Here is a 24,836-nt window from a genome sequence, read left to right as displayed (position 1 = left end):
GAATTCCTAATTTAAGTTACAGGCTTCAAGACCTGCCAAACGCATCCGCACTTCGATGTTAGGCAAGCTACGCGGCTGGGTTTGCTCAAGGCCTCTCGCGAAGGCGCGAATATGTTCGGGCGTGGTGCCACAGCAGCCGCCAACAATATTGATAAACCCTTCATTGCCCCAATCGATAATCTCTTTTGCCATGTCATCGGCTTCTAGGTCGTATTCACCAAACTCGTTAGGAAGCCCTGCGTTTGGATGTACAGAGGTAAAGGTCTCACAAACCCGTGACAGCTCTTCTACATACTGTCTTAATAAATCTGGGCCTAGCGCGCAGTTGAGGCCAATAGAGATTGGCTTAATATGACGAATGGAGTTATAAAACGCCTCGGTGGTTTGCCCTGATAGCGTGCGACCGGAAGCGTCGGTGATCGTGCCCGAGATCATAACAGGCAGAGTGAGGCCCGCTTGCTCGAACGCTTCTTCTACACCGTAAGACGCGGCTTTGGCGTTGAGCGTATCAAAAATAGTCTCAATCAAAATAAGGTGAGCACCGCCTTCAATAAGGGCAAGCGTTGATTCGACATAGGCTGCAACCAACTTGTCAAAAGTGATATTGCGAAAACCAGGGTCGTTTACATCAGGAGAAATCGAACAGGTTTTTGACGTTGGGCCAAGTACACCTGCCACATAGCGAGGCTTGCTGGGATCTTTGGCGGTAAATTCATCACATACCGCACGTGCAAGCTTCGCCGATTCAAGATTAATCTCGCGGCTTAGGCTTGCCATGTCATAATCTTCCATCGAGATGGTGGTGGCGTTAAAAGTATTGGTTTCAATGATATCTGCGCCAGCAGCTAGATAATCGCGATGGATCTGTTTGATTATCTCAGGCTGCGTCAAACTTAGCAGATCGTTGTTGCCTTTGATAAGGACATGCCAATCTTTAAAGCGCTCACCACGATAGTCTTGTTCTTCTAATTTGTGCTTTTGGATCATGGTTCCCATTGCACCATCTAAGATCAGAATACGTTGCTGCATTGCTTGCTTAAGCTGCTCTGCTATTTGCTCACCGTTTACGGCTACATTATTCGGCATAATTGTTAGTCCTTACATCTTGGCTAACTAAGTTAATATCATAAGGTGTGGTTTGGTAAACATAGTAGTTTAACCAATTTGAGAATAACAAGAATGCATGGCTTTGCCATGTCTTAGATGGACGTTTGCTGGTGTCATTCTCAGGAAAATAGTTCTCAGGCTGCGGTGCGTTGGCCATTTTTTCACAATCGCGAAGATATTCTTTTTGTAGCGTATCGGCGTCGTATTCAGGATGACCGGTAATGTATACTTGGCTACCTGAGTGATTTTTAATTAAGTAAGCGCCCACTTTTTCAGAGCCTGCTAACACCACTAGGTCTTTACACGCATTAATTTTATCGATGTCGATGTGGCCATAACGTGAGTGTGGCACCAAAAACTCATCATCAAAACCGCGAGTGAGCGCCCCGTGGTCAAAATAACAGTGGTGCTTAAATACGCCACACAGTTTGTCATTTTTGAGTGCTCGCTTTAACCCATAATGGTGATACAAACCGGCATGTGCGGCCCAACAAGAAAACAGGGTTGAAGTAACATGGTGCTCAGCCCAATCAAAAAACGCCTGTAATTCCTGCCAATACACCACATCGTCATATTCAAGATGCGCCAGCGGCGCACCGGTGACTATCAAAGCATCATAGTTTTGATCTTTCACATCCGAAAAATAGCGGTAAAACATATCTAGATGTTGCTCTGAGTTTTCAGAGCTACGGTGGGTGTCCAGTCGCAACAAATCAACATTCACCTGCAAAGGGGTATTTGCCAGTAATCGGATAAATTGCACCTCAGTCTCCACCTTATTCGGCATCAAGTTTAATATCGCGAGCCGCATTGGGCGGATCTCTTGCGTTGATGCACGACTTTGTGGCATCACGAACACATTTTCATGACGCAATTGGGCAATGGCTGGGAGTTCGTCGGTGACGGTGATTGGCATGCGCTGCTCCAGACTAATCGAATGGCATTATTATGGACAAAAACTGGAAAAATTCAACCTCTAGATGTATGGACGTCTAAACATTTGTGATAATAATTTGATGCCTAACCTCTCACTGATTATTTCAATTTATGTATACTTGCCATCATATAAATAAACACAAGAAACTTGATATTTATGATTGGTATTGGCGAAGCGGCAGCGATTGCGGCGGCTGGGGTATGGGCTGGCTCAACCATACTGTATAAACGATTTAGCCATCACCTTAGTCCATTTGAGTTGAACGTTAGCAAAGGCGTCATCGCTTCTGCTTTGATGATCTTGTGTTTGCTCATCGCAGGTGATGCTATGTATCCGACCTTACTCTCGAGCTGGGGCTGGCTGATAGCCAGTGGGATACTGGGCATAGCGATTGGTGACAGCGCTTACTTTGCCGCACTCAGAAATATAGGCCCTGCTCGCACTTTGGTTATTGAAAGTCTTGCACCTGCCATCGCGGGGATCTTAAACATTGTGCTCCTTGGTGTTTATCTCAGCGCATCCGCTTGGCTCGGCATTGCAGTGACAACCGTTGGTGTGATGTTGGCGATTAAGCCAAGTAGAAGCCAGCCGGTATTAGACAAAAAACATTATCTCTTGGGAGTCTGTTTTGCACTCACGGCTGCCATTTGCCAAGCTGCGGGTATGGTGCTTTCCAAAGGTGCGCTAAATAACGAAAGCATTAGTAGTTTGTGGGCGGCACTTATTCGCTTGGGATCCGGCACCCTATTTGTGGCCTTTATTGTTGTTTGTTTGAAATCACAAAGCCTGTTTAAAGCACTCACACTTAAACAAATCGACGGTAAAAACTGGTTATTCGTTGCAGTGTTTTTTGGCACCTTTATTGGGCTTTGGCTACAGTTAATTTCCGTTAATCATACTGATCCCGCTATCGCACAAACCATCTTTGCAACGGCACCGCTTATGGTGATGACAATTGGACTACTGCGCAGAGAAGCTATTACTAAGTCTATGATGTTTGGAGGCCTAATTGCTTTAGCTGGGGTGTTTTTATTGCTAAAGGGATAGCCAATATCACACTTAATATGTGTGCATATTGGCCTGAATTTGGGGTTAATTTACCACCGAAACAGAGGCAAAATACAAAAAGTAGTCAACCTAAGATTTATTAAAGGCAGACACGACTTTTTGTTACCACTATATTAATATGTAAAAACAATGTATATAGACTAATATTTATGCCTTTGCTTGCTTTGTTTTTCGCATTACTGCTCGTTGTGTTACCGGCGCATGGTTCAGAATGCCCAGGTGCCAATAATGCTAATCTCACAAGCCAGATTTTGTCTTGTAAGCAACATCTTGAAACGCTTGAACCCAACGGTGCTCAAGCTTTTGATGCACATCTTGAGCTTGTTAGCTTGTATCGTCGAGCGGGTGACATAAAGCTCAGCAATCAAATACTGGATGAGTTGATGGCATGGAAGTTAACCACACTCCAACGCTTTCAGGTGTTAAGACAAAGTGGTATTAATCGTTATCGCCAGCGCAATTATATTCAAGCGCTGGAGAGCTTCCACGAAGCGCAAACGCTTGCGGCTAAGTTGCAACAAAACGAACTCCTGGGTAAATCGGCAAACGATTTAGCTAATGCCTATCAGGCACTCGGAGATTTAGACACCGCCCTTACTTTATTTTTAGAAAGCTACCAAATAGCGAAAGCAACAAATGACCTACAGAGACAAGCGATCACGCTTAACAATTTAGGGAATGTATCGAGGGATATTAATCAGTTGGATGATGCCATCCTCTCGTTTCGTCAAGCCCACGCGCTCCACCAGCAAGCTGGCGACCAAACTAAAGCGAATCACACCTTGCTAAGCATCGCGGAGGTATTTTACAAAAAGCGCGACTACAACAAAGCAACTGAAATAATTGAAGATTTACTTCAACCTTTGACACAAAGCGGTGCCTATACCCAATTGTCTCGAGCCTATTTATTATTGGCCGAAATTGCCATTGCTCAAAATCATATCACTCAGGCACAACAGCAACTTGCTTCATTTAAACGTACTCGGCAACTAATTCAACACGGTAAAGTGGATCAGCGAGCACTGCTTATTGAGGCCAAACTCAAGCAGCTTGAGGGCGATAACCTAACAGCACAAACGATACTTAAACAGGGGCTTGAAGCACATAATCAGCAAAATAGTCAGCTTACGGAGTTATTTTACATTGCCTTATTGCAGTCCCAACTACAAACACACGCTTATAAAGAAGCGGTAGAGACCGCACAGCGTTATAATGACACGCTTAAAACTAGTCGTGTACAAAGTGAAAACCTTTATCAATTTCGCCTTCAAAGCGCTAACGTCTTGACCGCGCCTAAGCGCCAAACAGAGACAAGCATGTTGTCTCATGTACTCGTCGGGTTTATCACATTTTTAGCAGGTGTTTTGGTTACTTACTGCTTTATTCGCAATACCGCCCGCGCCGATACTCATGGCGTGCACAGTAAACATACGAGCATTGATGAACAGGCCGCTAGACAATTAATGGTTGAGGTAATGACACTCACTTTGACGCTTTGGGAGCAAAGTAGTGGCAAAACTCGTGTCGAATTAGCGGAAGAAAGCAAAGTGTGGAAAGTGAATATCGATGATGGTCGCTTACGAGTGCGCACTCTTGAACGCTATCTTAATATCAAAACGCTGCCCAAAAAGCCGCGTATTCGAAATATTGTTACCACGGCACAATATGTACTCACTCAATGCCAAGACGCTAATTTCGATACTGCGCCCCTTTCTCAAAAAGTTGCACAACTGGAGCAAATCATAGCGTGCTCCAACGCTACTTGATGTTTACAACAAAGGGGCTTTTGCCCCTTCTCTAGTTATCCGTCGCGGTCTCACATAAATAGCATGCTAAAGTCACGCCCATACCGGCCTCATACTCTTGGTGATGACGGTCTCCTTTGAATTCAAAAGGTCCTTCAAAGCGAGGATACACTGTCATATCAGGCTTTAGGCTATTACTAAAGCCTTTCATATTTTGATGTAGAGATTGACACATTTTATTACCCATATCATAAGCAAGTCGCCAATCATCAAACTGGCCACAATCTAGTCGTGGTGTAATACGACCAGGAATACTCTGCTTAGGACTGGTACAAACGTTACTTCCTTCACTATGTAAATATTTAAAGGTTCCAGCAGTTAATGTCATTTTACCTAGCAGAATCGTTTGCCGCTTTGGACATTTCGCCCCATCAGCAACTTCGAGCTGCGCTATCATTTCTGGGCTATGGGCTTGTACAAAGCTCGCAATCAAAGTTGCTCCCAACACTATTACTCGTCTCATAACTGTCTCCTTATTGGTTATGACACCGTTACTCGATTGCGAATGTACTCACGCTGAGACTCCAATAACGGCGATAGCAAAATCCTGCCTCAAGCGAATATTGATTGCAGCAAAAGTTACGGGGCAATTGGGTAAATTCGGGTAAAAATATAAGCAGACCTTTGATATTTAAGTTTTTATTTACCACAGCTTGATATCAAAACTTACCTAACCCAACGCGTCCGTTTAATATCAAAGGTTTTACCCAAGTTGACCCTAACTGGCCCTACAACCTCCTATTCAATCGCTGAAAAAGTTTCCAACATCACAAGGCAAGTTAACAATGCATGAGGCATGTTGACTCTGCACAACGATGAAGGAATAGAAAAATGAAACAGAGAAATTTCACCCCCAAATTAGTCAGCCTAGTTACCAGCACGTTGTTACTGGGTAGTATTTCGCTACAAGCCGCAGAAGAATATGGAGAAATGGCCCCCTCTCAAGTAAGCCCAGAAGCGTGGCAAGCCATTTCAAACTGGTCTCAAGACCGTGTTTCCTTGCTTGAATATATCTCCGACAACGACGAAGAATATGAATTAGACCGCTATGTCGATAGCTTGATCCGCGACTATCGAGATGGAGAGATGCTAAGCCAAGCAAAAGCTTTAGATCAAAACGTATTATCAGCATGGGAAAATGCTTTTACCGAGCAAACGCCTGAAGATAACTTTTTCTTTACTCGATATCTTATTCAATTTAAACCGACGGTATTCGAAAAATGGACACAACAGCAAAAAGTGCCAACGCTCAGCCAACATTTAGAGCGAAATGCATCGCAGCTTTACAGCACTTGGCACATGGAGTACGCAGCTCCTAAACGTAAAGGGCTCTCGGTACTTGAATACGATAGGACGCTACCGTCAGATATTCTTGCCGAATTAAAAGAATTGCTGACTAAAAAACCCATCTTCGGGCCTAAGTCACAATGCTCATGTCAGATGGTGACCCCTTCAACCAGCACAGGCCAAGTAGTCACTAACTACCCATCAACCCAAACGCCTTGGAGCACATCCACCAGCGATGGTAGTGGTTTTTCTAAGCACCATGCTTATGTCAATACCTCAGCCTACGGCGCCTTTCACTCAGCTAAGGGGAAACGTTGGTCAAAAAATAAAGCGCTCAGTTTCGATAACACCTCAGCCCATAACTCGACAGAGTTCCACGTCAAAATGTTGTGTGCAGACACCGGGGGATTTGCATGTAATCAAAGCAATGCCTGTTCGGGCAATTTAGAAGTCAGAGGCACTTATTCAGCTCGCTACCATGTAACTGGGCAAGCTAAAAAAATCTGGTCAAAAGGTACCAACTCACACGCAACCGACGGCGCAAAATTTGCGGTCGATTTGCCAGGAGCTGCACCTGAAGTCATCTTGTTTAATAAAGCCGGTGGCGCAGCCATGGGATATAACACCACATGGAATTTAAACTCCACCATTGGAGTCGTTAAAGCCGCACTTGGCATTACTTCTGCAATCGTCAATGGCAACCCTGGCAGCTTGCTTGATGGTCAATTGGCCGATGCGCTCATCACCAACTTGGCAGGCATGATCACGCGTTCGGGTAATCAAGCCAGTGTTACCACCACAATGCGCGCGCGCTTTGATTCGTCCGACGTCAGCCCTTTCTTGTTGCAACCCAATGAGGTGTATCACTTTACCCTTGATTCAAAAGGTCGGGTGCAAGCCAGAGGCTACGGTGGTTATTCGGACAGTCATTACGAATATGGTAGCTCAGGCGCGGTGATGTATGCGGCAAATCACTTTACCTGCGGCAGCAATGTCAATGCCCCAGCACCAACAGGGTTATGGTTCTATTCGTCACAATCCGGTCCAGATAGCGACGCATCATTACGTAGTGACGTTGAAAACTGGCTCTCTGTGCAGCTCAACAAACCCGTTAATGCAGGCCAACGCCAAGGCATCATTCACTAGGTTTTGCTAAGGGTGGCCATGCGCTGCCCTACTCCAATAAGGAAAGATTATGAATAAGTTCATCGCCACTACGCTTACCTGCTGGGTTTTGTCTTTAAGCGTTAACGCCTCAGCAGAGTCAGGGCACTACGATACATCAACCCTACCGCTATTATTTCACGCAGGACAACAAGGTTATCAAGCCCTTTCACCTTGGTATTCTTTTCAGTATCAGAACCAACGGATCACCTTACAAACATGCGCAGAAGATGCCTGCAAACAAACGCTGCAATTTCCCCAATTAGAGCAAACTGCACCATTCAATAGCGAGACGTATGAGCCCAGCTATCAAGGTGAAGCTGGAAACATGAAAAAGTTAGAGAGTTACTCTCAACTCCAGCTCGGTTATCTAAAAGAAAACAGACTCTATGCCAGCGGCAATCAACGGCGCTTACTGTTCACGTTACAACTCGCGTCGGGTAAAGCTGAGTTACCCTTTGTATTTAATGATAACTATGACGAATCTCTGGCAAAAGATAAGTCATCCCTTACTCGAAGTTTCTCCTCCTGCGCCAAAGCCTGTAATACCACTTGGCAAGCATTTAGCGTGGATAAATCTGGTCAATATAGTCCGGCTATTTTTGTTCGAGATGAAACCGGAAATTGGCTTATTCAAAGTACTCGCGACGCAATTCGCATTGAACTTACCACCTTAATCGGACAATATCAGCCACCGGCGCTGCGTCATCACCACAATGACACCACACAGTCTAGCTATTCGTTGAATGACGATAGTTTAATTGTTACTCGCCAAGCTGATAGCGTATCTCGTCACATACTTAACCAAACTCAGGTTGTGGGTCTAAGTGATAAGCATTGGTTGCTGCTTCAAAATACCGACCTCACCCTCACGGATAACAACTCAAATATACAAGCCAAGCGTCCAATCGCGCAACTTGAGCTATCACGCTTACTGGCAAGCTATCTTGATAATGATCGCTTATATTTATTAGGGTTATCACCAAGAGACGCTGTGATTAAACCATCGCAGCAAACGATTATGACGCAGTATCCAAAGCTTCATGAAGACGCCCTCGTTGCCACCTCTCTACTGGAACTAGATTTAGGACTACAGGTTATTTCGGCCACAACGGTATTTATTCCTGACACCGAGTTTGCTGATATTCGCATTACTCGCAAGGCGTGGGGAATATTGGTTAGCTCCGGCGAAGTTTCGGCACGTTCAACAACACATACATATGAAAGCAACCAATCGGCATCGGCAATGTCTGGCTGCCCGATGATAGCCAGTGGCTATGGTTATGGCTTGCTATGCTGGAAGGCATTAAATAACCCAACACTCGCCTATACTCCCAATGCCGCAAGCACAATGATCCCAACGACGGTGGTTGACAACACAACGCCAAATCTAATGAATCAATTAGAAAACAATCAATATGGGATTATTTTTAAAAATGGGGCAACGCCAACCGATCCGGGTGGAGTGTGGACTCATCCAGATAATGTTGCCACCAGTAAGGAAGATTTAGGATTGGCTGTGGCCATGTACCATTATCGCTGGGGATCACCTGTCGCGGCAAATATCGTCTACCCATCAGGAAGCCCCGCACATCCTGTGATGTTTAGAAAGGCGGAGTATCAAGCGGCGAATAGCAGTAATTTGCCACATAATGTTTGTAATCATTTTGCTGCCAGCTCAGGTTACCCTGAGTATCAGGCGGCTGATGCTTGTATGACACAGCCAGGTTTTGGCCTATTTAGCCTCGAAGATCTTACCTTCGACCGTTGGCAAGGAGGGAATTATTATCCGAACCAAACAGTCAGTGGGCAGGATAATTCTTGGTTTCCTTGGTATACCAACTTTGTTGGCGATCCACCGGTAACAGAAATCTTTGAACAGGCCTCGAGTGCTGAAATGCTTGCACGATTGCAATTTAACCTAGCGCAGTTTGGTAAAATCAACCAAGACACCTATGTTAACGGCACACGCTTTAGCCAAGACACAGTCACCGGCTTCTACCGCTGCAGCCACCAATAACCAGCAGAAGCAAGATATTCGTATTCGAAACTCGCAAATTGTTAACAATGCATTAAACTTCATTCAACTGTTCAAAAAGGAATGAAGTCATGCGCATCATCATCGCCATTGCGACGCTCAATTTAATTGCTTGTAGCAGCACGTTTGCAGTCCAACAAGCGAATACCAAAGTATTAGGCGCTTACTCAATGTTCGCGCCTTCCACTACAGAAGCCCCAAATATCTACGCGCGCGTCGTTGTTGACGGCGTGCTCAGCGACGCCAACCAATGCCCAAGCTTACTCTTTGGTAAAAAATCCATGCCGATGCAGTTGCGAGCAATGCGTCCGAACCAAACACATTTTCCGGTTTCAGTATGCGAAGCGAAAATCTCCCCAAACACGGCTTATACCGTCAGTGATAGTCAATTCTCGTTAGCGCCCGTGACATTCGATCCGAATAAAATTGCGGTTTTTGGCGACACTGGCTGTAAGTCATCAGTTTGCGAAAACAACACTGCTGCCGAGCCGTTTAAAACCCTCGCAGAGCAAGGGGCAAAGCAACAACCACAATTGTTGCTCCATATGGGGGATTTCAACTATCGAGGTACCGGAGGTGCGATTTCCGGTGATACCTATGCTTATGACGCTGGCGATGGTGGATATGGTGGTACTAGCTGCGGTCTCAACGATACCTACTACAGTCAAAACGCGATAAATAGCCCAAGACCAGATACATGGAGCAACTGGCAAGCCGACTTTTTTGCCGCAACAACGGATCTTTCAGCAACCGCACCATGGATTTTTGCACGAGGCAATCATGAACTTTGTAGCCGCGCAGGAATTGGCTGGTTTTACTTTTTTGGCCCGGGAGCCAGTCTTCCTGATGCCATTGACCAACAGCAATGTCCATCTCAAGGGGATTATAATCAACCGCCACAATCTGCAAGTGCCCATATCATTGTGCAAAACTCCTATACCATCAACTTAAAACCGCTCAGTGTTTGGGTAATGGATAGCGCCAATGCCTGTGATGCCAGTGCAGACAATGGCCTAACAAAAGTCTACCAACAGCAATATCAACGACTCAATGTCAGAAGCGAACTACTCAAAGCCAAACCCATGTGGATTATGAGCCACAGACCTATTTGGGGCGTTGAAGACCCGGCAACCAAAGACACACTAAACGTGATGTTGCAAACCGCGCTGAAGAACACCAGACAAGGTAAGTTGCCTGCTCACGTAACTTTATCACTCGCTGGACATATGCATATTTATCAGTCTTCAACCTTTGCTGCCAGTACCGCGCGTCCTGCGCAAATCGTTGTCGGCAATAGCGGCGTCAGCCTCAGTGATACCAATGCCTTTAGCGAATTTGATTATGCACTTGATAGCCAAAACGCAATCGTTAACGAACAAGGTAAGTTCGGCTTTTTATCCATTAAGCTTGGCAAAGATGGCGCGTGGCAAGGAGAGTTTTTGGATGAAAGTGGTGCCGCTTTTCTAACCTGCAGCAGCGAAACTACAGATAAACAAGCGGTATGTCGGGCGAAGTAAGCGCGACTCTTACATCCTAATCACTGGCAACTTGAGTTGCTCGCCTTGTATCATCGTGTTTTTGATACCAGGCGAGTAACACCACGGTAGCAGCAGCGACCACTGCAACCCCAAATCCAAGATCCACGGTAAAGTGTTCAACGACCCACCCGGTCAACGCAGCCCCACCTGCAATCCCTACACCGAGTCCGGTAATTAGCCAAGTTAAGGCTTCAGTGAGTAAGTGTTTTGGTACGCTTTGCTCAACCAGACCCATGGCAATGATCATCGTTGGAGCAAACGCGAGTCCCGAAATAAACATCACTACCGCCAAGCCATAAACGTGGTTAACACTGAGTAATAGCACGCTCGCGATCAATGTGAACATCGCAAAACGTACAAGCAGTACTGGCATAGACAGACGCCACTTAACGGCTCCAAATCCAAACCCAGCGATACAAGAACCAAGCGCGTACATCGACAATACTAAGCTGGCCGCAATTGGCATACCTTGCTGCTGAGCAAAAGCGATACTTAATACATCGATTGCACCAACAATTACACCGAGTGCCAATAACACTAAACTAAGCAACTTAACCGTGGAATTAGCCAGTGCGGAAGTTCGGGTCTGATTTTCACTTTGTTCTATTTTTGGTTCGGTGTCCTTTTGCGACACTAACCAGATACTGCCTATCACAAACAAAATAACCGCTAGCAACGGACCGGCTTGAGGAAAGAGCAAGCTGCTCAGTGCAATCGCAAGTGGAGGTCCTATCACAAAGGTAATTTCATCCAGTACCGACTCAAAAGAATATGCCGTATTAAGTAAGCCTTGATCTGATTGTATCGCGCTCCACCTGGCCCGAACTAAAGCCGGAACACTTGGCATAATGCCCGCACACATGGCTAAAACATAAAGGCTCCAAAGTGGCGCTTGCAAGTGACTCAGTAGCAACAATGCCAGCGCAGATACAGCACTGAACAAGGTCGCAGGGATCACAACCTTGCGTTGCCCTACCCTATCAATCAGTCGCGACAACTGCGGCGCAGCAAATGCCATGGTGAAGGTAAATAGCGCAGCAATGGAACCTGCAACCCAATATGAGTCATAGAGTTGCGAAAGCATGGTGATTAACCCAATCGCCATCATAGAGAGCGGCATACGAGCAATAAAACCAGCACAGCTAAAATGCTTAGTTCCTTTTATCTTAAAAATTTCGGAGTAAGGATTATTCACTGATCTCTCCTTGAGATTATTTTCACATACAGTGTGTATGTGAAAATAATTGACATACACACTGTATGTCAATTATAAATTGCGTAGTTCTTAATAAGGATCGCAAAATGACAACAAGAAGCAGCATGATGGAGAAAACCCGCAGCGAGCTATTGGCCCAAGCCAGAGTGCTTTTTGCAAGTAAAGGATTTGCAGGGACGGCGTTAGAAGAGCTGACAGCGGACGTAGGACTCACTCGAGGAGCGCTGTATCATCACTTTGGCAACAAAAAAGGGTTGTTTTACGCGGTCGTACAGCAACTAGATAGTGAAATGGATATCCGGCTCCGTGATATTGAACGTAGTGAAACCTCACCTCAGCAAGCGCTTTTGAAACGTGCAGAAACTTACTTGGATATGGCTACGGAGCCCGAGATACAGCGTATCATATTACGTGATGCGCAGTCGGTATTAGAGCCTGAACAACTCGAAAAGGCAGCGTCAGGGTGTGTGGCATCAATCACACAGTTACTAAGTGTAATCGCACCGCAACAGAGTTCTCAAGCGCATAAAACTAGCGCTCAATTTATCAATGGTGGATTAACGAGTCTCGCACTTTGGATTGCAAATCATCAAGTACCCGATCAAGCCGTAGATGATGCAAAACGTACCGCATACGAATTATTAAACCGTATTATGTTAGCTTAGGTTTTACTTAATCAGTAACAACGCGCCGAATCATTCGAACTGTTCTAGCGTATGCATAAGACTAAACGGATGCTGTAAAAACTCGGCTTGGTAGGTTTTATTGCGAACACTTTCTGGTAGCTGGTTAAACTCCAGCTCCGTTTCAACATAATCGAAATAAACGCTGGAGCTTACCGTGTTTAACGTATTCACGAACCTTAAGACTTCTGACTGCTTTTGCACCGCTAAATTCGCGGCAACAAGTCTGGCGAATTCGCCATATTCTTCGGCTTCACATTCCCTTTTTTGGTGAATATAAAAATAAGATAAAACGATACCTCGCTGCTGCGAGGTAATATTAAGACTGCGCAATTGCTCTTCTGTAATAGCACGCTCACTTTCGCATGCCGCTTTTCTATCACCCAGTTGTGTTACTCTATTTAACAGCTCACTAAGCAGCGTCTTTTGAACTGGTTCAAGTTGTTCGACTGGATACTCAATAGTCGGCGTAAGATCTACTGACATTGTTTCAGCGTTAGTTTGCGGCGCGAACGCAAACAATATCAAAACTAATAGCAGGGATTTCACAAATATTCCTTTTATCACTCGTGTCCGTGAACTTGCTCCAAGCTTTGAAACAAATTAAAGTTATCTCGAAGAAAATCCGCTTTTAGCGCGGCCGTTTTAACGGTCTCAGGTAAAGCGTTAAACTCAGCCTCAAACTCAATAAAATTTGCGTAACGCCCAGAAGATAGCACGTTCATTGCTTTCACCAGCTTAAGCTCCCTCGGGCTCTTATGCATCACATAATTTATAGCGACTGTCCTTGTAAAAGCGCCAAACTCCGCAGATTCACACTGATTTTTGTTCAAACCATCAACATAAAAAAGCACAGTGGTGTAGTACTCTACATCCATTTTGAGTGAGTCCAATTGCGACCTTTTCAACACAGTCGCAACGTTGGCACATTCTATCCGTTTGTTGTGTAATCGGTTATAGTCCTTAATTAATTCAGCCATAGCGTGCTGCTCAAGGCCATGTAGTGCTAGGTCATGCAGTAAAGTGGTAAGTTCATTAGGTGGCAGCGGTAGCTGGTTAAGCACATTTTGATAGTCCGGTGTGGCGGACGCTGTACTCATATTTACTATAAAGCCAACGACCAAAAAAGCAGGGGATAAATTCATTGCAAAATTCCTTTTTGACTGTATTGCCTCCAAGCGTACAGTTCTTGCAATAAATAGACAATGAACAAAAGCGTGGCTCACTAGCCACGCTTAGTTAGTTTATAGTCTGCTAAAAATCATAGCTAAAACTTAAGCTGTAATTTCTCGGCGCACCATAGCGATACTGATCAAAGAAGCCTATTTGGCTGTAGTACTTTTCATCGAAGAGGTTTTCTACGTTGAGCTGTAGCGCCATATTGTCTGCCAGAGCGTAGTTTGCCATCAAGCTAACCAGTGCATAAGCATCTTGCTCTAGCCTATCGTTGCCCGTTACTGAATAAGTGTCATCCTGCCAGTTCACGCCACCGCCAATCGTCAACTCAGGTAAAGCATTCACAAATTGGTAAGTCGTATACAACTTAAATTGCTTTCTTGGATTATCCGTATTCACTTCAACGCCGTTGGCATCTTCTGCTTTGTATTGTGAATAACCCAAATGCACATCAAAACCGTCAGTTAACTGACCCACCACTTCAAATTCGAAGCCTTTACTGGTTGTGCCTTCAGCAGCATATTGCGCGACTGTATTTACCGAACCAGGAACTATGTATCCAACATCATCTTGAGCTAGGTTATCTTGTTCGATTTGGAAAATCGCCAATGTTGTTTGCAGCGTGTCATCTAGATAGGTACTTTTTAGCCCCACTTCGTATGATTTTCCTTTGATTGGCTCAAGGAAATCACCATTACGGTCTTGGGCATTTTGCGGCTGGAATATTTCAGTGTAACTTGCATACACTCGCTGCGTTGTCGACAAGTCGTACAAGGCACCAGCGTAAGGTATAAATACGCCATTGTCGCCAAAATCAGTGATGACGCCATAGCTTTCGCCTTCGCGCTGCCAGCTCGACAAACGACCACCCGCTATTACTTTAAGTTCATCGCTAAGATTTAGCCTTGTTGCGGCGTAAAACCCTTTTTGCTCGGTATCCATATCTTGAGCAACTGAGGTTTCTGTGCCCCACGTCGGCTCAGGAAAATTACCATCCCACTCGTAAAAATTGCCAACTGGCAAAAAGGCATTATCGAGCGCAGCAAAAGTGAGGGTATCGGCGCTTTGCTCACTGTAAAGCGCGCCAGTTACGAAATCATGCTCACGACCAGCGAGTTGATAAAAACCTTTAAGCTGGATATCAAAGCTGTCTTGGTTACTTTCACCTGTACTTTTATAGGGCCAAGACGCTAAGCCCTCACCTGTTGTTTTATCCAACGTGCCGAATAAATACAGCAGCTCTGTATCTTGCTCGTATTTCAGCTTGTTGTAATTGGCGACCAGTTCCCAACCATTTGCAAAGTTGTGGCTAAAGTTCACAAAAGCATTGGTGCCAGTAGTTTGCCACTCAGTCCAATTTGCAGCTGTGGTTTTTTCGACTTCCCAGTCTGTCTTACTTCCATCGGTAAAGAAAGTAGGTAATGCCCCCCAAGTTGGACTGGTAGGGTCGTTACGCTGATAGCTTGCACCAACGCGGATCGTCGAATGCGTGCTTAAATCCGCTTCTAGTACCCCATAAAGCACGGTACTTTCGTCAGAGAAGAGATCTAGATACGAGTCACCTTCTTCATACTTCGCGACCACTCGTCCACGCACACTGCCATCGTTAGTTAATCCATTGGCAACGTCCACCATCACTTCTTTATTGTTCCAGCTTCCCAAAGAGACACTGGCAAAACCTGTGAGGTCGGTGCTATTTGCATGTTTGCGTACTAGGTTAATAGAAGCTGAAGGATCGCCCGCGCCGGTTAATAACCCCGTCGCACCACGCACAAACTCCACGCGCTCATATATCGCAACATCCGCGATGGTTTCACCTGAATCACCTGCCAAACTCCATGACAAAGGAACGCCGTCAATTTGATAATTGGTAATGTCAAAGCCACGTGACTGCAACGTATTACGAACATTATCAACTTCTTTCGCTGACACCCCAATCGCATTTAACACAGTATCGGTTAATGTATCGAGTTTTTGCTCTTTGATCCGTGCAGCGGTAATAACACTAACAGATTGCGGCGTCTCAAGAAGTGATAACCCTAAGCCAGTTGCGGTGTCTATCACTTCATTGACGGTGTATTTTCCCGTCACAACTATTTTTTCAATTTCTTCTTTATCTTGCTGTGCTGCTTGCACCTGTAATGCTGACGTGCCGAGCGCTGCCATAACAGCAAATGAGAGCGTTTTGAGAGGCAGAGTGTTCACTGGGTTCATCCTAATATTGTAAAAATCGAAACGATCATAATGCAGATGATAACCATTAGCAATAACATTAAGGTAAATTACAACCAGTTTCGAACCCGATTTAAGGAACGTTCCCAAAATAAGTAAACAACTAATTTAAAACAACTTTCCTATAAAAGAAACAAGAAAGATAAACCGCTAAACGAATAAAACATGCCATTTAACGCACATCCAAATGAATATAATTGCCATTTACACTTTTAAAAAGATATACTTTATTTACATTTTTGCGCAAATACTCCCTCAGCTTTAATTTGTCGCCGTCATTCAAAGAACTAGGAACACACAATGGCAAAGAAAATAAGCAACAAGTTTTGGTTTCAGTTGCATGGTTGGTTTTCACTGCCAATATGGCTACTGTTTTGCTTTATTTGTATCACAGGTACCATTTCCGTTTTCAGCCATGAACTTACATGGCTTACCAACCCTGATTCTCGGGCATATAACCCCAGTCAGGTAAGTGAGATGTCAGCGGGCTCAGTGTTACGCACGTTTAAAGATGAGTACCCAAGTGCAGATGTCATGGGGCTCAATGTGAGAGAGCCCTATTTGACCTATGTGGTGATGTTTACCGACGTCGACAAGCCCTATGCGCTTGCATACGTAAACCAGTACACAGGGGCTGTTCAGGAAATAAATGACGGCAATACGTTTATTAACTTTATGCGTTCATTACATGGCTGGCTGCTATTTCCATGGCAAAACGGCTACAGTGTTGGTTACTATTTAGTGGCGTTTATGTCACTGATCCTACTGGGCGCGTTGATCACAGGCCTGGTGGTATACAAAAAGTTTTGGTTGGCGTTTTTTCAGTTTAAGCTGCGTAAATCACAAGGAGGTCGTACCCTTGCCGCTGACATCCATAAACTCAGTGGAGTATGGTCGCTTTGGTTTATGACCGTAATGAGCCTCACCGGACTGTGGTATTTAACGCAAGCGGTGCTGTGGCATGCTGGTGTTGAACTAGAACATCATGAAACATTAAATGCTGCGGATATACCCAACTCAACAATAAACGCGAATGCAGTGGAAACCAGTGTTGACCTAGCGCTCGGTGAAATCCAACAGCAGTACACTGACTTTCGCCCAAGTTACATCATGCTACCTGAGCATAACCGCGATACGCTCAAAATCAGTGGCGCAAACGACTACATACTCTATGACGATTACAGCATAAATATCGCCTACAACACTTGGAATGATACTGTCGTTCATCATGCAAACCCTGATTCAATGACAGGCTTACAAACGGTTATGCACATCACAGATCCACTGCATTACGGCACCATAGGAGGGATCTGGACCAAAGTCATCTGGTTTATTTTTGGCTGTATTTTATCCGGGATGTCGGTCACTGGATTTATCATGTATCAGCTTCGGACCAAACGCGCGCGTAGCCAAGAACGGAGCAATGCAAAACAACTAAAAGCACAGCAAGGGTAAATCGCCATGAATGCAGTCAAACGCTTTATACAACACAATAAATATTGGTTAAATGCCCTATTGCTGGTGTTGCCAGCTTGGTTTTATTATCAATCATTACATCCAGAGTTTCCCGCTCCATTGGCGGAGCAAACACTTGGAGAGTACAGCATTACACCAATGCCTTTTGACGACAAGCCACCATACATCCACGATAACTTATACGTCAAAGACTTCTTACTACTGTTCAATAAAGGTGACGTTGAATCTGTGCGCCAAGGCTATCTCAATATCGGCCCCAACGCGATGCCACTTGCACAGCTTATGAAGCATGAGCTCGGGATCCTTCACGGCACAAAACACGGTCAACACGTACATGCTTTAGCAAAGAAAACATTATCAAAAGACGACAAGGTTTGGCTGACGATTGAAACTTGGCAAGGCGAAGTCATCGTCATGAATTGGCCACTGCCAGAGTATTTAATCAAAGAAAGCGCATAGAAAAGGGGCATCTCGCCCCTACTCGAATTAAATTGCACTTAAGACTCAATAGAAATCAGGATATTATACCAGTTGTATTAAGTAAATGATCTATCTTGAAGCGGGGAAATAGCTTTAGTAGCACCGCTCTCGCGTCCTGCTACCGCTAAGGTACCTATATCCATATAGGCAAGGCAAAAATTTTGCTATTTAGTTGTTCTAAATGAGAAATTTTTAACGAAGCTAATATGCTATTTCACCCTTCAAATTGATTAGAGAATTAATTCAATTGGTATTAGTACCCCACCGCTGCGCTATCTGCACGCCTTGGATCTGAGGAGCCAAATAGACCTTTATCGGTAAGCATGATTGACTGGGTTGAGCCCATCGCATTCTGCTCTGAAAGTGTGTGTCCTTTGTTTTCTAGTAGACGTCGAGTATCCACATTTAAGCTACGTTCAATACGAATTTCATCTGGTAACCATTGGTGGTGAATACGCGGAGCCACGGTTGCTTCAGCGATGTTCAAACCATGATCAATAACATTCATAATGATTTGTAGCGTGGTGGTGATAATACGCGAGCCACCTGGGCTACCCGTTACCAAAAAGGGTTTACCCTCTTTCATTACAATCGTAGGTGTCATCGAACTCAGCGGGCGCTTCTTTCCTTCAACAGCATTAGCTTCTCCACCAACCAAGCCAAAACCGTTTGGTGTGCCGGGCTTTGCCGAGAAATCATCCATTTCGTTGTTAAGTAGAATGCCAGTGCCAGCCGCGACAATACCTGAGCCATAGCTAAAGTTGAGCGTATAAGTGTTACTCACTGCATTGCCCCACTTATCTACCACAGAATAATGCGTGGTTTGGTTACTCTCATAAGGTAATAATTTACCGGGCTTAATCTCACGGCTTGGCGTCGCTTTGTCTGCGTTTATTTGTTTACTGCGCTGCTTTGCATATTGCTTATCCACCAATGCTTTAACGGGTACGTCGTAGAAATCAGGGTCGCCCAAATATTCACTGCGGTCAGCATACGCACGCTTCATGACCTCAGCCATTATATGGACGGTAGCAGCGCTATTATGCCCAAGCTCACCAATAGGGTATTGCTCCAGCATGTTTAGCATCTCTATGATATGCACACCACCAGATGAAGGAGGTGGCATAGAAACGATGTCGTAGCCGCGATATGTACCTTTTACTGGTTCACGTTCTACCGCTTTATAGCCTTTTAAGTCATCCAGCGACATAATGCCACCAGCTGCTTCTACCGCAGCAACAATTTTCTTTGCTGTCTCGCCCTGATAAAAGCCCGCGCTGCCTTTTTCAGCGATCAGCGCTAAAGAGTGGGCAAGATCTGCTTGCACCAGCCATTCATTTGGCTTATAGCTGCTACCATCTTTTTTATAAAACACGGCCTTAGACGCCGGTACATCGAGCATTCGTTCTTTAATATAATTATGAGAAAGCGAGTTAGCTAAATCAGAGGTCACTTTAATGCCATCACGCGCCAATTTGATTGCAGGCTGGATAACCTGACTAAGTGTCATGGTGCCGTATTTCTCGAGTGCTAACTCCATCCCCATAACCGTTCCGGGAACGCCCACGGCAAGGCCGTGCTGAAGGCTTAGCTTTGGGTTTACCTCGCCGTTTTCATCAATAAAGATGTCTTTGTGCGCACGGCTCGGCGCCATTTCGCGATAATCAATCGCAATGGTTTTATTCTCTTTTGCCAGATGCACTAGCATAAAGCCACCACCGCCGATATTTCCGGCCCTTGGCAAAGTCACGGCAAGACTAAAACCTACTGCAACAGCCGCATCAACGGCATTGCCACCTTGCTTTAAAATCTCTACACCAACCTGACTAGCAAGTGCCTCTTGGCTAGATACCATGCCGTGTTCAGCCCATATTGGCTGTGCCGTGGCTTTAGAACTAAATATTGGTGACTCGTCAGCTTGCGCCGTGTTACCAAACGCAACACCCGTACATAAGGAAACAGAGCAAGTCCACACCAAGGCTGTTAATTTACGCATCTTCATCCCGTTTTTTAATTATTCTCATGTTGCAGTGTTGCATGATTAAAAAGACCAAACAATATCGATGCGTTGGGCGACTGACAGTGCAAATTTACGTTACACCATAGTTACTGCACTCAAGGCTAAAAAGCAGCTTGTCATCGAGCATTGAAGTTACACAGGGTTGAAATAAGGCAATTTAGAAAAACACAAATTTAACCTTTAAAAAACATATTTGACAAATAATTTACGCTAGGTACAGTCAATAATGTAGTTTGTTTTTTGTACTACAATTCAAGCTTTCACAATAAGGAAAATAAGATGAAATTAACACTAACAAAAAGAAAGATAAAACAACTGAACCATACTGCAGGCTTGGAAAAAGCCCAAACACCAAACATCGCGGGAGGTTATTTAACCGCGGTTTGTGACAGAGAAATAACCGAGTTATGCAACACGAAAGCATTTGGTTCTTGCTATAACTGTGGCTCTCTTCGCTGTTAATACGCTTTCTTACCACCCAAAGGAAATGAAAAATGAAAATTAAACTGAATAAAAAGCCGCTTAAAAACTTAAACAATGCTCAAGCTATTGCACCACAAGCAACCCCCCAAATTGGTGGTGGTGTAAACCGTTTGACTGATTTGGACTGTGTACCGACTAACCGCCACGATTGTCGTACAGGTGCTATCTCTTGTTACGGTGATCACGACTGTGCTTTCACAAATAGACAGTATATGTGCGATTAATTCTTTTTAGGCCCGTACTTGGGCCTATTTTGGAGTCTCGACCTGCTTAAAACACTAATCCTAGCTCACGCAACTCGCGCTCAGCTTGAGCCGCATTAAAGAACTGAATGCCATGTAACCCAACCTGCTTTGCACCTTCGACGTTCGCTAAGACATCATCAAGAAAAACACAGTCACCTGCCGCCAGTTGGTAGCGCTCCAGTAAATGAGTAAAAATAGCTTTGCCGGGCTTCATGCAGCCAAGCTCAGCAGAAATAATTTCTCCGTCAAAGTGTTGCCAGAAAGTATGACGCGCTTTTAGGTGACTCACAATCTCGTGCACATTATCGGTTAGGGCATAAGCACTATATCCAGCCGCCTTTAGGCGCTGCATCAGTGCAAGCGTGCCATAAAGTGGGATCAGTGATTCTTTGATATAAAAGAACAGTTCGTCAGCTTGCTCAGAGGTTAAGTGACAGGTTTGTATAAAAGCGTGCTTGGTGTCTGCTTCAGTCAGTTCGCCTCGATTAATCGCAAACCAAATCTCACTATGGAACAGCTGCTTAGCTAGACTCTCAACGTCGCATTGGTTGCCAAAGGTAAGCCGAACTATCTCCTCCGGTGACCACCTCACAAATACGTTACCGACGTCAAAAATTACGTGTTTAATATTGCCAATTGCCATCCTTGAACCTCTTTAGTTAGTTTAAATATGAGCGTTTATTATGCATATATTTATCACTTACGCACGGCTAATTCGGTAGACTCCAATGAAATAAAATCAATCATGCATTTGTTGTAAATACTCGCTAAAAAAGGTTAGAAAAGCTTTGACTTGGCGAGGTTGGAACTGCCTAGATGGATAAATCGCTTGCAGCGCGACTTTATCTGAGTCCGTTGGACTAAATCCCAATGTTTGAGTTGGCAACAACTCCACCAATCGCCCCGCTTTAATATCTTTGTGAACATCTAACCACGACTTGATGGTGATCCCAAGCCCTTGAATAGCCCAGTTTCGCAATACTTCTCCATCTGAACTCACTAAACAGGTAGGCACGGTTTCAATGATGGTTGCTTGCGTGTCTTTGTCGATAAAATACCAATCGTTTAGCGCCTGTCCTGCTCTTTCCAGTACTAAACAACGATGTTGCTGTAATGCTTGATAGCAATCTGGTGTACCATACCGTTCGAGATAGTTTGGGGCAGCCACCAGCATTCTGCGGTTGTTTAACAGAGGCCGAGATATCAAACTGCTATCATTTAAATTACCATAACGAATGGCGATATCAGTGCCAGACTCAACTAATTTGACCAAGCCCTCCCCCAAGCTCAAGTTAACCACCACCTGTGGATGCTGCGTGGCAAACTCCGCAACGGCGGGAACCACGTACTGACGACCAAAGTCTGAGCTTGCTGCAATTTTGAGTGTGCCTCTCAAATCGGGATCGGCATCTTGCAGTAGCGCCTCCGCCGCCGCAACCTCCTCAATGACTCGCACACAGCCCTGATAAAACCGCTCTCCCGCTTCGGTCAGTTTGATACTTCTGGTGTTTCGAGTAAGTAAACGGGTTTTATAGTGCGCTTCAAGTGCATTGATCCGTGCGGTCATGCTCGCTGGAGAAAGCCCTAATACTCGCCCTGCCGCAGCCAGGCCATCAGAGCGCACCACTTGAACAAAAAGCGCCATATCGTCTGCTTTGCTTTTCATTATTCACCTTTTATGAAAAGTAATTTTATATAAAAGCCAATTATCAAATATTAATAAACAAATAGACTGTTCTCAACACATAAATCGCTAACACCAATGGAGGTAACACACCATGCAGTTAGATCACTTTTTGTTTAGAGCACATGACATGGCAAAAATGGCAACCTTTTTTGAGCAAGTTCTTAGGCTTAAAGAAGGCTTACGTCCACCTTTTCCATTTCCAGGAAAGTGGTTTTATGGCGACCAACAGCAACCTTTCATTCATCTGGTTGAACAATCACCACATACCCAAGCACAGGCTGAATACCTTGGTTCTGCGCAAAACACAAGAATGAGTACTAGCAACATAGATCATATTGCATTTCGTGGTGACGATTACCCCGGGTTAATCGCCCGACTAGAGCATTTTGGCGTTCGCTACGTGGAACGAGATGTCCCCATTAGCAATGAGCATCAAGTTTTTATCTTTGCACCTGAATCTCTAAAAATTGAAGTGCTGTTCCCACGCCACATCAACTCACTTGTCCAATAATTAGGAGAATACTATGTCTGATCCATTATTATTTACGCAGAAAAAACTCGGTAATTTAATCTTACCAAACCGCATTTTGATGGCACCAATGACCCGCTCTCGAACAACACAACCGGGAGATATCCCAAACCAGTTGATGGCAAAGTACTACGCCCAACGCGCTTCGGCAGGGCTTATCATTAGTGAAGCCACACAAATCTCTTGTCAGGGCAAAGGATATTCATTTACTCCCGGAATTTATACTGCTTCGCAGGTTGCTGGATGGAAAGAAATCACCTATGCAGTCCAGCAAAAAGGTGGCCGTATTTTCTGTCAGCTTTGGCATGTCGGTCGTATGTCTCACTCCACTTTTCATGAAGATGGCCAACCCGTCGCCCCCTCAGCATTGGCGCCCGACGCACAAGTGTGGGTGGTCAATGAAAAAGGAGTGGGTGAAATGGTCGATTGCCCAACACCGCGCGCACTGGCAACCCAAGAAATACAGAGCATAGTCGAAGATTATGTCCATGCGGCTGAGAATGCCATGATGGCAGGGTTTAATGGCGTCGAGATCCACGCTGGTAATGGCTACTTAATCGACCAGTTTTTACGCCGCAGCTCTAATCAACGTCATGATCAATATGGTGGCTCGAAGGAAAACCGAATTCGCTTTGCGGTTGAAGTTATCACCGCGATTAGCCAAGCGATTGGACCTGAAAAAGTAGGGATCCGATTAGCGCCTTTTATTACCCAACGTGGCATGCAAGACGAAGAAGCCATTGATACTATTTTGCTCGCCGCGGAGCACTTTAACCGCTTAGGCATTGCCTATGTGCACTTAGCTGAAGCGGACTGGGATGATGCGCCGGTCGTGACGGAGAGTTTTAGGCAAGCACTAAGAAGAAAATTTCACGGCGCCATTATTGTGGCGGGAAATTACGAGCCAGAGCAAGCCGAAGCCCTTATTGAACAAGGCCTAGTCGACTTTGTGGCTTTTGGTCGCAAATTTATCTCCAACCCAGACCTCGTATACCGTCTGACTCATCAATTACCTTTGAGTCCAATCAACCCTGATGCGCCTTTGTTTGGTGGTAGCGAGCAGGGCTACACCGACTATGCAGATTTTCAACAATTAAGAGCAAAAGGTGCAATATGAAGCCATTATTACTGAACTTATCCCTAGCCTCCATGGCATTACTCGGTGCAACCAATGCAATTTCATCACCTGAGTTTACACTAGAAAGCCCAGATCTTGTTGCCGAAAAATCTATTCGGCCATTTCAATACTGGGATCAATTTGGCTGCGAGGGAAACAGCACACGGCCAACCTTAGTTTGGTCAAATGCACCTAAACAAACCAAGAGCTTTGCGGTGACATTTTACGATCAAGACGCGCCAACCGGCAGCGGATTTTGGCACTGGCAAGTGTATAACCTGCCCAAAGACACGACTCGGCTTGCAGAAACTTTACCAAGCCAAGCCATTGAAGGTAATACGGATTTAGGAAAGCCTGGGTACTTTGGCCCGTGCCCACCTATTGGTCGCAAACATAAATACACCTTTACCGTGCATGCACTAGATGTAGATACACTCCCCGTGCCAGCTGGTGCAACGGCACCACTTACTGGATTTTTTATCCAACAGCATAGCTTAGCGCAGGCAACACTTTCTGTGTATGCAGGCCCAAGAGCCGCAGGAGAATAA

Annotated in this window: 23 protein-coding genes; 13 read left to right on the top strand and 10 right to left on the bottom strand. The window is 45.0% G+C overall.

What is annotated here, in order from left to right:
• Positions 1-6 precede the first annotated feature (6 nt).
• Both DS891_RS00195 and metA read right to left on the bottom strand, forming a co-directional pair.
• The gene (locus tag DS891_RS00195; RefSeq protein ID WP_174168486.1) at positions 7-1,086 is read right to left on the bottom strand and encodes a homocysteine S-methyltransferase family protein; all 1,080 of its coding nucleotides are present in this window, start codon (positions 1,084-1,086) and stop codon (positions 7-9) included.
• A complete protein-coding gene (metA, locus tag DS891_RS00190; protein WP_130126639.1) occupies positions 1,076-2,023 on the bottom strand; it encodes a homoserine O-succinyltransferase in 948 nt (315 codons plus the stop codon). Before metA ends, DS891_RS00195 begins: the two co-directional genes overlap by 11 nt.
• A 177-nt stretch (positions 2,024-2,200) precedes the next feature.
• Here metA and DS891_RS00185 point away from each other — a divergent pair, with 177 nt between their 5' ends.
• Positions 2,201-3,091: a DMT family transporter gene (locus DS891_RS00185; protein WP_174168485.1), complete on the top strand. Its 891-nt coding sequence runs from the start codon at positions 2,201-2,203 to the stop codon at positions 3,089-3,091.
• 170 nt (positions 3,092-3,261) lie between these two features.
• On the top strand, positions 3,262-4,878 hold the full coding sequence (locus DS891_RS00180) for a tetratricopeptide repeat protein (protein WP_174168484.1): 1,617 nt from the start codon (positions 3,262-3,264) through the stop codon (positions 4,876-4,878).
• Positions 4,879-4,909: 31 nt separating this feature from the next.
• Here the strand turns inward: DS891_RS00180 and DS891_RS00175 are convergent, their stop codons facing one another.
• Positions 4,910-5,380 (bottom strand): hypothetical protein, encoded by a 471-nt coding sequence (locus DS891_RS00175; protein WP_174168483.1) that lies wholly within the window; start codon positions 5,378-5,380, stop codon positions 4,910-4,912.
• Between the two features lie 368 nt (positions 5,381-5,748).
• On the opposite strand from DS891_RS00175, the gene DS891_RS00170 reads away from it, so the two are divergent.
• The 3 genes from DS891_RS00170 to DS891_RS00160 all read left to right on the top strand — a co-directional run bounded on the left by DS891_RS00170 (position 5,749) and on the right by DS891_RS00160 (position 10,923).
• Entirely contained in the window at positions 5,749-7,350 is a 1,602-nt protein-coding gene (locus tag DS891_RS00170; RefSeq protein WP_174168482.1) for a hypothetical protein, read from the top strand.
• Positions 7,351-7,399: 49 nt separating this feature from the next.
• Positions 7,400-9,388, top strand: coding sequence for a hypothetical protein (locus DS891_RS00165; RefSeq protein WP_174168481.1), 1,989 nt, complete (start codon positions 7,400-7,402; stop codon positions 9,386-9,388).
• 89 nt (positions 9,389-9,477) lie between these two features.
• A complete protein-coding gene (locus DS891_RS00160; protein ID WP_174168480.1) occupies positions 9,478-10,923 on the top strand; it encodes a metallophosphoesterase in 1,446 nt (481 codons plus the stop codon).
• Between the two features lie 16 nt (positions 10,924-10,939).
• Here DS891_RS00160 and DS891_RS00155 read toward each other — a convergent pair whose 3' ends face one another.
• Positions 10,940-12,139 carry an MFS transporter gene (locus tag DS891_RS00155; protein ID WP_174168479.1) on the bottom strand — a complete coding sequence of 400 codons (1,200 nt, stop codon included), beginning with the start codon at positions 12,137-12,139 and terminating at the stop codon, positions 10,940-10,942.
• Positions 12,140-12,246: 107 nt separating this feature from the next.
• Between DS891_RS00155 and DS891_RS00150 the strand changes: the two genes are divergently transcribed.
• Positions 12,247-12,825, top strand: a complete 579-nt coding sequence (locus DS891_RS00150) for a TetR/AcrR family transcriptional regulator (protein WP_174168478.1) — start codon at positions 12,247-12,249, stop codon at positions 12,823-12,825.
• Between the two features lie 30 nt (positions 12,826-12,855).
• Here the strand turns inward: DS891_RS00150 and DS891_RS00145 are convergent, their stop codons facing one another.
• From DS891_RS00145 to DS891_RS00135, 3 genes are all read right to left on the bottom strand, one after another.
• On the bottom strand, positions 12,856-13,392 hold the full coding sequence (locus DS891_RS00145; protein WP_174168477.1) for a hypothetical protein: 537 nt from the start codon (positions 13,390-13,392) through the stop codon (positions 12,856-12,858).
• Between the two features lie 14 nt (positions 13,393-13,406).
• On the bottom strand, positions 13,407-13,988 hold the full coding sequence (locus tag DS891_RS00140) for a hypothetical protein (RefSeq protein ID WP_174168476.1): 582 nt from the start codon (positions 13,986-13,988) through the stop codon (positions 13,407-13,409).
• 109 nt (positions 13,989-14,097) lie between these two features.
• Positions 14,098-16,224: a TonB-dependent siderophore receptor gene (locus tag DS891_RS00135; protein WP_010604110.1), complete on the bottom strand. Its 2,127-nt coding sequence runs from the start codon at positions 16,222-16,224 to the stop codon at positions 14,098-14,100.
• Positions 16,225-16,551: 327 nt separating this feature from the next.
• On the opposite strand from DS891_RS00135, the gene DS891_RS00130 reads away from it, so the two are divergent.
• Positions 16,552-17,706 (top strand): PepSY domain-containing protein, encoded by a 1,155-nt coding sequence (locus DS891_RS00130; RefSeq protein WP_174168475.1) that lies wholly within the window; start codon positions 16,552-16,554, stop codon positions 17,704-17,706.
• 6 nt (positions 17,707-17,712) lie between these two features.
• Complete coding sequence (locus DS891_RS00125) at positions 17,713-18,186, top strand: hypothetical protein (RefSeq protein WP_174168474.1); 474 nt, start codon at positions 17,713-17,715, stop codon at positions 18,184-18,186.
• Between the two features lie 274 nt (positions 18,187-18,460).
• On the opposite strand, the gene ggt is transcribed toward DS891_RS00125, so the two are convergent.
• Positions 18,461-20,203, bottom strand: a complete 1,743-nt coding sequence (ggt, locus tag DS891_RS00120; protein ID WP_174168473.1) for a gamma-glutamyltransferase — start codon at positions 20,201-20,203, stop codon at positions 18,461-18,463.
• A gap of 303 nt (positions 20,204-20,506) precedes the next feature.
• Here ggt and DS891_RS00115 point away from each other — a divergent pair, with 303 nt between their 5' ends.
• Positions 20,507-20,689 carry a hypothetical protein gene (locus tag DS891_RS00115; RefSeq protein WP_174168472.1) on the top strand — a complete coding sequence of 61 codons (183 nt, stop codon included), beginning with the start codon at positions 20,507-20,509 and terminating at the stop codon, positions 20,687-20,689.
• A gap of 32 nt (positions 20,690-20,721) precedes the next feature.
• Complete coding sequence (locus tag DS891_RS00110; protein ID WP_010604115.1) at positions 20,722-20,934, top strand: hypothetical protein; 213 nt, start codon at positions 20,722-20,724, stop codon at positions 20,932-20,934.
• Between the two features lie 46 nt (positions 20,935-20,980).
• On the opposite strand, the gene DS891_RS00105 is transcribed toward DS891_RS00110, so the two are convergent.
• Positions 20,981-21,598 (bottom strand): HAD family phosphatase, encoded by a 618-nt coding sequence (locus DS891_RS00105; RefSeq protein WP_174168471.1) that lies wholly within the window; start codon positions 21,596-21,598, stop codon positions 20,981-20,983.
• A 96-nt stretch (positions 21,599-21,694) separates the two neighbouring features.
• Entirely contained in the window at positions 21,695-22,621 is a 927-nt protein-coding gene (locus DS891_RS00100; protein ID WP_174168470.1) for a LysR family transcriptional regulator, read from the bottom strand.
• 112 nt (positions 22,622-22,733) lie between these two features.
• Between DS891_RS00100 and DS891_RS00095 the strand changes: the two genes are divergently transcribed.
• From DS891_RS00095 to DS891_RS00085, 3 genes are read left to right on the top strand one after another with little or no spacing between them, the layout of a single operon-like run.
• Positions 22,734-23,153, top strand: coding sequence for a lactoylglutathione lyase (locus tag DS891_RS00095; RefSeq protein ID WP_174168469.1), 420 nt, complete (start codon positions 22,734-22,736; stop codon positions 23,151-23,153).
• Between the two features lie 13 nt (positions 23,154-23,166).
• Positions 23,167-24,288, top strand: coding sequence for an alkene reductase (locus tag DS891_RS00090; protein ID WP_174168468.1), 1,122 nt, complete (start codon positions 23,167-23,169; stop codon positions 24,286-24,288).
• Entirely contained in the window at positions 24,285-24,836 is a 552-nt protein-coding gene (locus tag DS891_RS00085) for a YbhB/YbcL family Raf kinase inhibitor-like protein (protein ID WP_174168467.1), read from the top strand. The genes DS891_RS00090 and DS891_RS00085 overlap by 4 nt, the downstream gene beginning before the upstream one ends.

The organism is Pseudoalteromonas sp. JC28, assembly GCF_013319255.1.
Taxonomy (GTDB): domain Bacteria; phylum Pseudomonadota; class Gammaproteobacteria; order Enterobacterales; family Alteromonadaceae; genus Pseudoalteromonas.
The sequence above is the reverse complement of the archived record's forward strand: the minus strand, read 5'-3'. Positions and strand labels throughout refer to the sequence as shown.

What these genes read in the sequence shown, in the direction of transcription:
- DS891_RS00185 (WP_174168485.1), top strand. Translation starts at nt 2,201, where the DNA reads ATGATTGGTATTGGCGAAGCGGCAGCGATTGCGGCGGCTGGGGTATGG.
- DS891_RS00140 (WP_174168476.1), bottom strand. Translation starts at nt 13,988, where the DNA reads ATGAATTTATCCCCTGCTTTTTTGGTCGTTGGCTTTATAGTAAATATG.
- DS891_RS00170 (WP_174168482.1), top strand. Translation starts at nt 5,749, where the DNA reads ATGAAACAGAGAAATTTCACCCCCAAATTAGTCAGCCTAGTTACCAGC.
- DS891_RS00195 (WP_174168486.1), bottom strand. Translation starts at nt 1,086, where the DNA reads ATGCCGAATAATGTAGCCGTAAACGGTGAGCAAATAGCAGAGCAGCTT.
- ggt (WP_174168473.1), bottom strand. Translation starts at nt 20,203, where the DNA reads ATGCGTAAATTAACAGCCTTGGTGTGGACTTGCTCTGTTTCCTTATGT.
- DS891_RS00095 (WP_174168469.1), top strand. Translation starts at nt 22,734, where the DNA reads ATGCAGTTAGATCACTTTTTGTTTAGAGCACATGACATGGCAAAAATG.
- DS891_RS00105 (WP_174168471.1), bottom strand. Translation starts at nt 21,598, where the DNA reads ATGGCAATTGGCAATATTAAACACGTAATTTTTGACGTCGGTAACGTA.
- metA (WP_130126639.1), bottom strand. Translation starts at nt 2,023, where the DNA reads ATGCCAATCACCGTCACCGACGAACTCCCAGCCATTGCCCAATTGCGT.
- DS891_RS00125 (WP_174168474.1), top strand. Translation starts at nt 17,713, where the DNA reads ATGAATGCAGTCAAACGCTTTATACAACACAATAAATATTGGTTAAAT.
- DS891_RS00160 (WP_174168480.1), top strand. Translation starts at nt 9,478, where the DNA reads ATGCGCATCATCATCGCCATTGCGACGCTCAATTTAATTGCTTGTAGC.
- DS891_RS00165 (WP_174168481.1), top strand. Translation starts at nt 7,400, where the DNA reads ATGAATAAGTTCATCGCCACTACGCTTACCTGCTGGGTTTTGTCTTTA.
- DS891_RS00115 (WP_174168472.1), top strand. Translation starts at nt 20,507, where the DNA reads ATGAAATTAACACTAACAAAAAGAAAGATAAAACAACTGAACCATACT.
- DS891_RS00150 (WP_174168478.1), top strand. Translation starts at nt 12,247, where the DNA reads ATGACAACAAGAAGCAGCATGATGGAGAAAACCCGCAGCGAGCTATTG.
- DS891_RS00175 (WP_174168483.1), bottom strand. Translation starts at nt 5,380, where the DNA reads ATGAGACGAGTAATAGTGTTGGGAGCAACTTTGATTGCGAGCTTTGTA.
- DS891_RS00090 (WP_174168468.1), top strand. Translation starts at nt 23,167, where the DNA reads ATGTCTGATCCATTATTATTTACGCAGAAAAAACTCGGTAATTTAATC.
- DS891_RS00130 (WP_174168475.1), top strand. Translation starts at nt 16,552, where the DNA reads ATGGCAAAGAAAATAAGCAACAAGTTTTGGTTTCAGTTGCATGGTTGG.
- DS891_RS00100 (WP_174168470.1), bottom strand. Translation starts at nt 22,621, where the DNA reads ATGAAAAGCAAAGCAGACGATATGGCGCTTTTTGTTCAAGTGGTGCGC.
- DS891_RS00085 (WP_174168467.1), top strand. Translation starts at nt 24,285, where the DNA reads ATGAAGCCATTATTACTGAACTTATCCCTAGCCTCCATGGCATTACTC.
- DS891_RS00180 (WP_174168484.1), top strand. Translation starts at nt 3,262, where the DNA reads ATGCCTTTGCTTGCTTTGTTTTTCGCATTACTGCTCGTTGTGTTACCG.
- DS891_RS00110 (WP_010604115.1), top strand. Translation starts at nt 20,722, where the DNA reads ATGAAAATTAAACTGAATAAAAAGCCGCTTAAAAACTTAAACAATGCT.